Here is an 11,966-nt window from a genome sequence, read left to right on the forward strand (position 1 = left end):
GCCCCCGTGAATCAGAAATCACCGAAGTCATCATCCGAGTCAAGCGGGAACACGTCTTCGGGCGCAAGCGCCGGTGCCAGCACACGCTTCGGACTGTTTTCGACGCGCGAGGTCATGGGCTGGACCCGTGTGGCCGATGACCTGAGGGGTGCTGCGGACGACCTGACGGGCGCGTCCTGAGGTGTTTCACGACGCTTGGGGGTGCGTGTCCGGAACGTGCTCACCATGGCCCGCAGAGAATGAACCTGCTCATTCAGGTGCTGGGCCGAGCTGGCGGATTGCTCGGAATTCGCCGCATTCTCCTGGGTGACACGATCCATGGTCACGACCGCATCATTGATCTGGCGGATCCCGTCGGACTGCTCCTTGGAGGCGGCCGCGATTTCCGTGATCAGATTGTTGACCTTGGTATTGCTGTCGATGATCTCGCTGAGGACCACACTGACCTCGTCGGAAATCCGCACACCACCCTCGGCGTTGCGAACCGATTCCTCGATCATGTCCGCCGTGTTGCGCGCGGCTTCGGCACTGCGCTGGGCCAGATTGCGCACTTCCTCGGCCACCACCGCAAACCCCTTGCCCGCGTCGCCGGCCCTGGCCGCCTCGACGGCCGCGTTGAGCGCCAGCAGATTCGTCTGGAATGCGATCTCATCAATGGTCTTGATGATCTTGGATGTCTGGTCGCTGCTGGACTTGATGCGGCCAATGGCTTCCACCATCCGGCCCATGGCGTTGCCGCCCTTCTCCGCGGCGACCTGGGCGGTGCGTGCAAGCCCACGGGCCTGTTCCGCATTGTCGGCATTCTGGGCTACCATCGACGACATTTCCTCGAGGGAGGATGAGATCTCCTCGATGCTGCTCGCCTGCAGGTTGGCGCCGTCGGCGATCTTCTTGGCGCCGTCGGCAATCTGCCCCGAAGCGCGTCCCACCTGATTGACCGAGATGCTGATCTGCATGAAGGCGTTCTCGAGGATGTCCATCGCCTTGTTCAGATTCCGCTTGATGATCGCGTGATCACCTTCATAGTCATTGGTGATGCGCACGGTAAGATCCCGTGCGGCAATCTTGCGCAGGGCATCCCGGGCCACGTTGATGGGATCGGTCAATGCATCCAGGATCTCATTGATCCCGGCCATCATCGGTGCGTAGACTTCATTCAGACGCTGGACATCGCCGCGCTGCGACAGATCGCCCTGTTTCACACCGTTCAGCACCTGGCCCGTTTCACGTCGGTAGCCGACATACGCATTGCGGTCAGCCCACTCAACACCGATGCCGATCGGCTTGCCTTGCCCATCGCTCAGCATGTTCGCGGTGACTCCGAATTCCAGCTCACCGATCCGGACTTCGGATGTCACGGGCAACAAGGATGGATTGGCCAGCAGGCGTCGCTGATGATCGGGCGTGCGGTGAAACTGGTCGATGTTCTGACCAATCAGGTTGTCCACATCAAAGGTGGACAGGAACTTCCGGATCTCCAGCTGATACTTGCGGAACATCGCCTTGACCGAGGGATTCAGGTAGGTGATGCAGAGGTTGCGGTCGCAGGTCATGTAATAGGTCTGTGATCCTTCGATCAGCGATTCGAGACTGGCGGCACGTGTTTCAGTTTCCACCGATCTGGTCTCATCCGTGATCTGCAGGGTGCCGCCCCCGGGCTCGTTTGCACTCCCCGTCATGGGTACCCAGTTGAAACGCCAGGAACGGCTTGCGGATTTGAGGCGCCAGTCGCCTGGCCGTTCGGAAGAGATGTTCTCGCCCAGAGCGAACACAGGCTTGAGACTTGCCCCGATCAGTTGCACCAGATTCAGACCGTAGACCTCGGACTCAAGTCCAGCCTTCGACTCGTTCAGCAGCTGGGCAGCCGCAGGGTTGACATCCTGTATACGCAGCTCCCCGTCCAGATGGATGATCGCGACCTTCGCGGACTCGACGGCATGCCGGAGGGCTGCCAGCTCCTGGGTGCGGTCCGGATTGTCCACATACCCGCCGTGGCCTGAGGATGAGTTGTCCATTGCCATGAGTGTCTCCCGTCTGGAAATCAGGCGATTGATTTTTCAAGTGTTTCTGAAATGGGCACCAGGCCATCGGCGCGCAGAACTTCCCGCATGTCCAGGAGGACCTTTATTCCCAACTCGTTGCGCGCGATTCCGCGAATGAAGCTCCGGCATTCGCCGGCTCCGATCGAGGGCGGTTCCTCGATGGCTTCCCCTGAGATGTCCAGCACTTCGGATACGGTGTCGACGACCACACTCATCTGCAGTGAACTTTCCCCATCGGGAATGTCGACGACGATGATGCATGTCTCGGGAGTGTCCGTGGCCGGGGGCAGGCCGAACTTGGTGCGCAGATCCACCACCGGGATGATCCGTCCGCGCAGGTTGATCACGCCCCGGATGTATCTGGGTGTTCGCGGAACGGGTGTCACATCCATCAGGCCGATGATCTCCCGGACGACCAGGATTTCAAGCCCGTAGGTTTCAGCACCCAGCGTGAACGTCAGGTACTTGCCGGCATCACCGGCCACCTGATTCGGTTTCGACTCCACACATCCCTCCATCATGAATCAGCTTTGACACATGGAACTCTATCGACCGGCCAAAGGCGAATCCACAGTGCCGGAGCTTCTTGAGCCGGGCATGACGGGATTTAGTTCGCAGGTCGGACAGGTCAGCCCGCCGACATCCAGAATCAGGCCAACCCGACCGTCTCCGAGGATGCAGCCGCCGGAGATGCCGGGCACCCCACGAAGGGTGGCTCCGAGGCTCTTGATCACGACTTGCTGCTGGCCAAGGACCCGGTTCACAAGCAGTGCGAATCGGCGTTCCAGATGTTCCACGATGATCAGGACCGCACCATTGCGCGTTTCCATTTCCGTCCGTCCGAATGTGGCCGCCAGATCCACCAGCGGAAGCATGCCTTCGGGTTGTCGCAGCGCGACTCCACGACCGATGATCTGCTCGAGTTGGGCCTGTGCCGGCTCCACCAGCCTGACGATGGACTGGGATGGCAGCACGTAGGTCTGGCCCCCCGCTCGCACAAGCATGCCTTCGATGATCGCCATCGTCAGTGGCAATTGTATCCGGAAGGTGGTGCCCCTGCCGACCTCACTGTCGAGATGGATCGTGCCGCGCAGGGCATTGATGGATTCCCGCACGACATCCATTCCGACCCCGCGCCCGGAAATGTCCGTGACCTGACGCGATGTACTGAAGCCGGGAAGAAAGATCAGCTGCTGCAGTTCCTTGGGGCCCAGTTGGGAATCCACGGGAATCAATCCGCGCTGAATCGCCGTTTGCCGCAGAGCCTCGGGATTCAGACCCTGGCCATCGTCCTGAAGTTCGATCCAGATGCTGCCACCGCGCTGCCAGGCCCTGAGGCTCAGGTTTCCTTTGGCCGGCTTGCCCGATGCGACACGCTGGTCAGGATCACTCTCAAGTCCGTGATCCACCGCATTCCGGACCAGATGCAGCAGGGGATCCCCGATGCGGTCCACAACACTCTTGTCAAGCTGCGTGTCTTCGCCATCCAGATGGAAGTGGAGGGGTTTGTTCGTCTTGCGGGACAGATCGCGGGCGAGGCGCGCCATCTTGTCGAAAACGGGTTGGATCGGCACCAGACGCAGTCCGGTGGCCATTTCCTGCAAGTCGCGTGAGATTTTGTCCAGTTGGGCGATCAGCTGGACCAGCTTCGGGGAGCGGGCCACGCTCCTGAGTTCGGGGTTTTGTACCACCAGAGTTTCGGCAATCACCAGTTCGCCAATGGTATCAACGAGCAGGTCCAGTTTCCGGGAGTCCACCTTCACACTCTGTGCGAAGCTGGAGTCCAAGGGCTTTCGCCCAGTGTCCACGGACTGGGTTTGGCTTCGCAGCGCATGGCTCACATCCCGTGCACTGACCTGCCCGCTTTTCACCAGTACCTCACCCAGGCGCCGTGGCGCATGGCCTTCCTGCTTGGACAACGCGATCTCCAGATCCTCAGGGCTGACCTGGCGTTGCTCCAGCAGCAGCTTTCCAATGGGCTGCCGTTCCCCGGATTCCTGGCGCGCCAGAGCCTGTTGGACGAGGCGGCGTGAGGTCATTCCCTGTTCGATCAGGATTTCACCGAGTCTGGGTGGCTCCGAGCGTGACTGTTCCAGAAGTCCGGCTGCCAGTGATGCCGGATCCAGCTGTTGGCGGGCCATCAGAATCGCCCCCAGGGGGCGGTCGTCCTGTGGCGATCCCGAACTCTGGAAATCGATCTGGTCCCAAGCATCCATCAGGGCAGTGATCAGAGACTGGGCAGAGGGAAGCTCGACTCGCTCAAGCCCCTGGTTCAATCCTTCTTTGAGAGCTTCGATCATGGTCTTGAGAACGTCTATCGAGTCGTACAACAGATCGACGATCGTCTCGGTCAGGGGTTGATCCTTCTTCCTGACTCGGTCAAGCACCGTTTCCGTATGGTGGGCCAACCGGCGCATGGCCTCGAGGCCGAAGAATCCGGACAGGCCTTTGATCGTGTGAAAAGCCCGGAACACACCGTTCAGATCTTCTTGCTCATCCCTGTGCTTTTCGAGCCTGAGCAGGAGCACATCGACATTCTCGAGGTGCTCGAGTGACTCCTGAAGGAAATCTCCAAGCAGCAGCCTGTCTTGCGGCAACACAGCCCAGCAGTCTTCTTCCGGTTCCTGGCATTCCGAGTGGCAGACTGGCTCGAAGCTGAACTCATCCTCCATTGATAGGGGAGCAATACTCTGCGCACCCTTCGAGCCACCCGTCGACGCCGCGCTGACCAGTACGGCCAACACTTCTTCATGTGACTCGGGTTGTTCCTCGTCATTGACGACCCAGTCGAGTTGGCGCTTCAACCAATCCCAGGCCAGAAAGAACGGGTCGATGGCCAGCTGCTGATCTTCGGCTCGAAGCAGATCCTCTGCCGCATGGCAAAGCAATTCCACATCCTTTTGCCCCAGCAGACCTGCATCGCTCTTGATTGTGTGCAAGTGCCGACGCAACTCAGCGAAGCTGCTCGCCTCGGGATTGTTTTCAAGGCCGAGCAGCACGTGCTGGATCTCGTCCAGAGTCCCTGGCAGGTTCTCGAGAAAGTCCCGCAGAATGTTCTCACTCACATATCCGGGCAATCTGGAACGCCAAACACTCCATCCCGAACCGTCCTGTACCATCTCAGGTAGGGCACCGTCTGCACGATCGGCAAAATTCCCGGACAGCAACTCCTGCAGCTTCTGGATCAGACTTCCCAACTCCTCTGCCAGATGCGCCGTTGGACTGTCTGATTGCTTCTCAAGCAGGAACAGCATCTGCGCCAACCACTGGGCACCTGACGCCAATCCTTCGGCTTCGGCAAGATCCCGGAGAGTGGTGACCTGCCGTACGAGAAAGTCTGCGGACTGAATGTCGTCAAGATCCGCCAGGACCAGTTCTTCGGCCAGCTTCTCAACACCAAGCTCCAGTACATTGTGCGCCGGGGACGGCATATGTCTTCTCCAGATGATGCCCCATGCCCACATGGGTGGCTCCAAGGGTGGGTTACAGGGGTTATCGGCACGACGAATGGAAGTTTCAGGTCAAGTAATGACGGAGGAAGGAGGTCCTTGTGAAGGACTCAACGCCCAGAGCACTTGTCACCGGTGGAAGCAGCGGAATCGGTCGGGAGCTTGTACTCGGGTTGGACTCCAGAGGCTGGCAAGTCGATTTCTGTGGCAGAAATGCGCATGGCCTTGATGAAACGGCCAGGCATACGAATTCAGCATTGGGGTTTCAGTGTGACCTTGCATTGCACTCGGACACTCTGAAACTGGTCCATGATCTGGCAGCCCGCGGCCCCTTGAATCTGCTGGTGAACAATGCGGGGTCTTTCCAGCCCGGCCTGCTGGAGAGTCAGGACGCGTCCATGATTGCGCGTGAGATCCAGATCAATCTCGTGGCACCTCTGCAATTGTTGTCCGAGCTGTTGCGAGCTGACCTGTTCTCAAGGGACAGCAGGATCATCACCATCTTGAGCGTCGCAGCAAACACTGTGTTTTCAGGGAGTTCGATCTATGGTGGCGCGAAGGCTGGGCTGGCGCAGGCAATGAATGTCGTTCGTGAGGAACTGCGCGAGAAAGGCATTCTGGTGTGCAATGTCCATCCCGGAGCCACCCTGACCCCTGCCTGGGGCGAGCAAGGACAAAAGCTGGCAGAAAAGCTGATGCCGGCAGAATCATTGGCCCGGATCATACTGGACAGCTGCCTGGGCGATCCAAGGGTTCTGGTGGAAGAGCTCGTTCTCCGCCCGCCAACGGGAGATTTATAGAACGGGCGCTGAAACAAGAACGCCTGATTCGAGTTCAAAAGCCGAGTTGACCGCAACTGTCGGGTCGGCCTTTTCAATGCAAGACTGAAAGGATGAATCTGAATGGACCAGCGTTACAATTTCGCCGATCCTGCACTGCGTGATCTGAGCATCAGCGAGCGAACGAGTTACATCCGGAAAGTGTTCGGTCTCGTTCTCGTCGGACTGCTTGTCGCGGCGGCGGGCGCGCAGGTGGGCATGTCTCCGTCGATTCTGCCGCTTGTCGCCGGTTCCCCGTTCATCTCCTTTCTGCTGTTGATAGGAATGGTGATCTGGGCCCAGAAGGCTTCCAACGGCCCCAAGGCGATACCGATCTTCTACGGCTTCACCTTCGTGGCAGGAGCCGTGATCGCGCCGGTGATCTACGTGACCACGCACCAATTGGGCGGCTCCCAGATTCTGGCCAATGCAATGCTTCTGACGGGCTTGAATGTGGTGGGACTGGCCGCGTTCAGCTGGTTCTCGAAGAAGGACTTCAGCTTCCTTGGGGGATTCCTGTTCATCGGGCTGCTGACCCTGATCGGAGCACAGCTCCTGAATCTCTTCTTCTTCAAGAGCAGCAGCATGGTGATGGCCACATCCATCGTTGGCGCATTGCTGTTCAATGGATTCCTGCTGTATGATCTGAGCAGGGTGATGAACAGCAGCCGCCAGATCCCCCCAACCGTAGCCGCGCTGACCCTTTTTCTTGATATCTTCAACCTGTTCCTTTTCATCCTGAGAATCATGGGTGGCAATCGGGACTGACGAGCACTGCACTCAACACTGATGCCGGGCTCTTTCTGGATGCCCGGCATTTTTCATAGGCAGATCCTCACTGGATGTCCCGACTCACCCGCTACATCCTGCGCGAGCACATCGCTCCCTTCATCTACAGCCTGCTGTTGATCGTGTTTCTGTTCGTGCTGAATTTTGCATTTCAGGTGCTGGGCAAGATTCTGGGCAAGGGATTGCCCGGAGGCTTGATCCTGGAATTCTTCCTGTACAACATCGCCTGGATCCTGGCTCTTGCAGTCCCGATGGCTGCCCTGATCGCCAGCTTGATGGCATTCGGCCGTCTGGCATCCGATCACGAAATCACTGCTCTGAAGTCGACCGGCGTGAGCGTGTTCCGTCTGATCTATCCGGTTCTGGTGGCCGGAACCCTGATCTGCGTGGCCATGATCTCGTACAACAATTGGGTGCTGCCGGATTTCAACTACAAGTCCAGCCTCCTGAGAAAAACCATCTACCGCAAGCAACCGACCATGCAGCTGGAAGAAGGCATGTTTCTGCAGGATGTCCCGGGATACGTTCTCAACGCCCGCCGGGTGGATTCCAACACGCAGCGAATGTACTCCGTCACGATCTTCGACGAGAGCGACCGCAAACTGCACACGACGATTGTTGCAGACTCGGCTGATCTTGCATTCGAAGAGTCGCTGGCGAGTTTTGAACTTCACCTCTTCGACGGTCAGATCCACCAGCGACGCTGGGCCAAGGACAATGATTACACACGCCTGGATTTCCGTGAAAGTCTCATGCAGATCGCAGCGAGAAACATGGTCATCAATCGACAGACCTCGAAGTACCGGGGAGATCGCGAACTGTCCATCGGGCAGATGCTCGAACGTATTCGACGCTGGGAGGAAACACCGGATCGGAATCTGGAACGCATCCGCAGTGCCTGGGTCGAGATCCACAAGAAGTTCTCTATTCCGGTCGCCATCATTCTGTTCGTGTTGATCGGTGGCCCTCTGGGCATCAAATCGGGTAGCGGCAGCCTGGTTGTTTCCGGCATGCTGTCCGTGATCTTCTTTCTGGGCTACTGGATCTTCCTGATCGGAGGTGAGGATCTGGCGGATGCGGGCTATGTATCACCCTTGGTCGCGATGTGGACTCCGAATGTCCTGCTGCTGATTCTTGGAATCTGGTTGATGCGTTCCGCCATGCGGGACGGAACCCCGATCCAGCTTCCCGGCTGGGTTGACCGGCTGTTCAAGCGCAATCTCAATGACAGCGAACAGGATCGGCTTGAGAACGAGGCAATGGCCGAACTGGCGCGAGAGCTTGAGCAGGAATCGGAAACCAAATCGTGAGCATCCTGACCCGTTACATTCTCAAACGCTTTCTGATCATCGGACTGGCGACTCTGGCCGCCGCCGTGATGACTTTCATCACGGTGGACTTGATGGACCACCTGGACAAGTTCATCGAGAGCGGCACTCCACGTTCGGAGATCATCCGCTACTACCTGCTCTACACTCCTCATATCGTGTATCTCATTTCCCCGGTGGCGCTGCTGCTGACAACAATGTTCACTCTGGGGGGACTGGTCCGTACCAGCGAAATCACCGCCATGAAGGCGAGCGGAGTCAATCCCCTGCGTATCCTGATGACTCTCTCGGGGATGGGTCTCGTGATCAGTCTGGGAGTCCTGCTGCTGGGTGAAACCCTGGTGCCGGACACCGCCAAGGAACGGCTCGAGATCTACGAAACAAGAATCCGGAAACGGCCGGAAACCATGCTTCAGAACAGTGGACGGATCTACTTCCAGAACGATTCAGCCAGTGTCTTCGCACTGGACAACTTCAACCTCGTTGAACAGCAGGGAAGCAAGGCGGTCTGGCTCGAGTTCGAAGATGGTCGACTGGCGCGGCGCCTGGACGCCATCGCCGTGGAGAAGTCGGATTCCGGATGGGTGTTCGTGGACGGCGTGGAGCGTGTACTGATCCCTGAATCCCGCTGGAATCGATTTGATCGGGTGCCTGTCCCGCGGTTGCACCTGGACCCCAATGATATCCGGAACCTTCGCGCGAAACCGGAAGAAATGAATCTTGGCGAGCTGGGAGTCTTCATTCGAAGACAGGAACAGGCCGGGGCGCCCATCCTTCGCTGGGAAGTGGACCGTCAGGTGAAAATGGCCATGCCCTTTGCGAACCTCGTGATCGTTCTGTTCGGAGTTCCCATCGCCATGCGCCGCAGTTTCGGAGGTATCGGCGTGGGATTCGGGATCAGCCTGCTGTGCTGCTTCCTGTATTACGGAGCCCAGGTGTTCGCAAGAAACTTTGGCTATGAAGGGCTGCTGACTCCCTTGCAGGCTGGCTGGCTGCCCAATGTGGCATTCATGCTGCTGACACTGGTCTTCTATCGCGGCCTTGATACGTGATCCCTGCTTGATCCGGAGTGGCCAGGAGCCACCCGGAACAGCACCCTCCCTGAAGCTTCGCCATGCAACCTTCGGCACACATCCGCCCCAGTCACTTGCCGGAAAGGTCAATCATGCTTGACACATGATCCGATTACTTTTCAGAACCGAGCTTCACCCTGTTTCATCGGTTGCCGGTGTTCACCAGTATTGCCGAAAACAGGATGACCCATGGCTCGATCCCGCCGACTGTTCATTTCCGGCAAGGTTTACCACCTCACCCAAGAGGGCAACAATCGAGTGCCTGTGTTCCACACGGACCAGGACAGGGACATCTATCTGGAATATCTGGCACACGCAGCAAAGCTGGAGTCTGTCAGCATTCATGGTTGGTGCCTGCTCGAGAACCAGATAGATCTGCTGGTCTCGGCTGACAGCACGACCGCCATTTCAAGGATGATGAGCCGTGTCCAAGGGCGCTACGCGAGGGCCTTCAACCGGATCTGGCACAGGAGCGGGTCTCTCTGGCGAAAGCGCTTCATCCATCGTGAGGTCAGAAAGGACTCCCACCTGCCCAGTTGCTTCAGGCATCTGGATCACCTGCCAGTGATCAGGAAACTTGCCGGCAAGCCGGAAGATTGGGCCTGGTCAAGTCACAACGCATTGGCGCACGGACGGAACACGGTCTTTCTGAAACCCCACAGTCACTACATGGCGCTGGGGCGGACACGCGGAGAAAGGCAGCGCGGCTACAGATCGTGGATGAATTCCTTGGCTCCATCCTGGACCCGTGATACGTGAACCACACTCCTTTGGCAGCTACTGAGCCGCTACTTCACCAGTGAAGCGGTCTGCCAGTACATGTGGTCGCCTGCGCGCACCGTGACCAGGTAGAGTCCACTGCTGAGAGCGGTTCCGTCCAGGGAAAGTGAGTGATTGCCCACAGGATACAACCCCGCGGCGAGGCAGCGAAGCGTGCGCCCCCGCAGGTCCATCATGTGGATACTCACGTGCTGCACCTTGTCCATTGTCCAAGTGATCCGGGTCGTGGAATTGAAGGGATTGGGCTGCACCGGACTCAATATGAAGCCAATTGGCAGAGGACCGCGGTCACCGGATCGCAACGCTGTGTCGCCGCCACCCTGAAGGAGCTGAACCCGCTGGTCGGTCGGCACATTCAGCCAACGATCCGTGGTCCCATCGGGCCAGGTTACAACGACACTGTCGGCCCTCTGGGATTCTCCCAGCCCTACATGCTGCCTCAGCACCTGGCCACAGTAGCCCGTCTGCCCCTCAACCCAACGTGTCTGTACCGTGTGTGATCCATTGATTGATGAGAACACACGAATCTTCGCACCGATGGCCGTCGTGTTCGGACCGATTCCAACCAGATCGAACTGAATCCAGTGCCCTGTACTCAGCCGGTTCCGCCAGACGAGGTTGGGCTGGTGTTCGGCTTGCCAGCGCGCCGTGACCAGATCCAGAAATCCATCCTCATCCAGATCGGCCAGTGCACAGCCGTAGGACCAACCAGAATTAAGGTCCAATCCGGAATCAACCCAGGGGGCGAAGTTGCCATTGCCATCGTTGCGGTATGCCACATCATGGAATGACTGAGTCGGGGAGACGTCATGACCCTGGGTCACAACCAGATCCAGATCCCCGTCGTTGTCCAGATCGCCGAAAGCACTGCCGAAACTACGGGTGTCCGGCAGGAAACCGGGTTGAGAATCGAGTACCAGATCCCCGGAGGAGCTGGCTCGATACAACTGGTCTGTCTGGCCATGATTGCCAAGAAAGAGATCCGGATCTCCATCATTGTCCACATCACCCCAACTCATGGTCATCGTGTTGTTTGAATTCTGGTAGAGTTGGCTGGTGAAATCGAGCTGCCAGTTTCCCGGTTGTTGCTGGGTGAATGCCTGGTTCGTATCACTCCCCTCGTTGCTCACTGCCAGATCGATTTGCCCATCCATGGTCCAATCCATGAAGGCGACCGCACGCGAATGCCCTTGCCATTGCACCAACTCATTCATGGTATCGGATTCGAACTCGACGTCTCCGGTGGCGGAATTCAGAAAGAGCTGGTTCTGCAGGGAGCCACCCGAGTTGCTGATATAAAGATCCAACCAGCCGTCGCCATTCACGTCCGCCCAGCTACAGGTCTCTGAATAGCTGCCCGGCACGGTGACGGGACCGCTTGTGATCCGACTGAACTGGCCGTTGCCTTCATTGCGAAACAACTGCGTCGGATCCCCATACCAGTTCACGATGGCGGCATCCAGGTCGCCATCTCCATCCACATCCGCAAAGCTGGCACCATCACTGCGCCCACCACTGGAGGTCAGATCTCCTGAAGACCCCAACTCAAACCCTGTCTCGGAGCCCCCCAGAAACACTCGGCTGTCTTCATGGGACGAGTTGCTGAAGAACAGATCCAACCGCCCATCACCGTTCAAGTCAATCAAGGCCACACTTCGGCTGTCCGTGCTGTCCGCCCCCAGGGCCG

The 11,966-nt window shown here is 58.2% G+C and carries 9 protein-coding genes; 5 read left to right on the forward strand and 4 right to left on the reverse strand.

All coding sequences use genetic code 11. The annotated features are described in order from the left end of the window. Positions 1-11: 11 nt before the first annotated feature. From H6678_03590 to H6678_03600, 3 genes are read right to left on the reverse strand one after another with little or no spacing between them, the layout of a single operon-like run. Positions 12-2,021, reverse strand: a complete 2,010-nt coding sequence (locus H6678_03590; protein MCB9472876.1) for a PAS domain-containing protein — start codon at positions 2,019-2,021, stop codon at positions 12-14. Positions 2,022-2,041: 20 nt separating this feature from the next. Continuing rightward, complete coding sequence (locus tag H6678_03595; protein ID MCB9472877.1) at positions 2,042-2,563, reverse strand: purine-binding chemotaxis protein CheW; 522 nt, start codon at positions 2,561-2,563, stop codon at positions 2,042-2,044. A gap of 24 nt (positions 2,564-2,587) precedes the next feature. After that, the gene (locus H6678_03600) at positions 2,588-5,107 is read right to left on the reverse strand and encodes a chemotaxis protein CheA (GenBank protein ID MCB9472878.1); all 2,520 of its coding nucleotides are present in this window, start codon (positions 5,105-5,107) and stop codon (positions 2,588-2,590) included. Between the two features lie 485 nt (positions 5,108-5,592). Between H6678_03600 and H6678_03605 the strand changes: the two genes are divergently transcribed. From H6678_03605 to H6678_03625, 5 genes are all read left to right on the forward strand, one after another. Further along, complete coding sequence (locus tag H6678_03605) at positions 5,593-6,291, forward strand: SDR family oxidoreductase (GenBank protein MCB9472879.1); 699 nt, start codon at positions 5,593-5,595, stop codon at positions 6,289-6,291. Between the two features lie 102 nt (positions 6,292-6,393). Then, on the forward strand, positions 6,394-7,077 hold the full coding sequence (locus H6678_03610; GenBank protein ID MCB9472880.1) for a Bax inhibitor-1/YccA family protein: 684 nt from the start codon (positions 6,394-6,396) through the stop codon (positions 7,075-7,077). Positions 7,078-7,151: 74 nt separating this feature from the next. Continuing rightward, a complete protein-coding gene (locus H6678_03615; GenBank protein ID MCB9472881.1) occupies positions 7,152-8,408 on the forward strand; it encodes an LptF/LptG family permease in 1,257 nt (418 codons plus the stop codon). Further along, on the forward strand, positions 8,405-9,478 hold the full coding sequence (locus H6678_03620; protein ID MCB9472882.1) for an LptF/LptG family permease: 1,074 nt from the start codon (positions 8,405-8,407) through the stop codon (positions 9,476-9,478). The genes H6678_03615 and H6678_03620 overlap by 4 nt, the downstream gene beginning before the upstream one ends. A 210-nt stretch (positions 9,479-9,688) precedes the next feature. After that, entirely contained in the window at positions 9,689-10,258 is a 570-nt protein-coding gene (locus H6678_03625; GenBank protein ID MCB9472883.1) for a transposase, read from the forward strand. A gap of 29 nt (positions 10,259-10,287) precedes the next feature. On the opposite strand, the gene H6678_03630 is transcribed toward H6678_03625, so the two are convergent. Next, positions 10,288-11,925 carry a VCBS repeat-containing protein gene (locus H6678_03630; GenBank protein MCB9472884.1) on the reverse strand — a complete coding sequence of 546 codons (1,638 nt, stop codon included), beginning with the start codon at positions 11,923-11,925 and terminating at the stop codon, positions 10,288-10,290. Positions 11,926-11,966: the final 41 nt, after the last annotated feature.

The organism is Candidatus Delongbacteria bacterium (assembly GCA_020634015.1).
Lineage (GTDB): Bacteria > CAIWAD01 > CAIWAD01 > CAIWAD01 > CAIWAD01 > JACKCN01.

Coding starts and splice junctions, on each gene's coding strand:
- H6678_03590 (MCB9472876.1), bottom strand. CDS start 2,021: ATGGCAATGGACAACTCATCCTCAGGCCACGGCGGGTATGTGGACAAT.
- H6678_03595 (MCB9472877.1), bottom strand. CDS start 2,563: ATGATGGAGGGATGTGTGGAGTCGAAACCGAATCAGGTGGCCGGTGAT.
- H6678_03610 (MCB9472880.1), top strand. CDS start 6,394: ATGGACCAGCGTTACAATTTCGCCGATCCTGCACTGCGTGATCTGAGC.
- H6678_03615 (MCB9472881.1), top strand. CDS start 7,152: ATGTCCCGACTCACCCGCTACATCCTGCGCGAGCACATCGCTCCCTTC.
- H6678_03625 (MCB9472883.1), top strand. CDS start 9,689: ATGGCTCGATCCCGCCGACTGTTCATTTCCGGCAAGGTTTACCACCTC.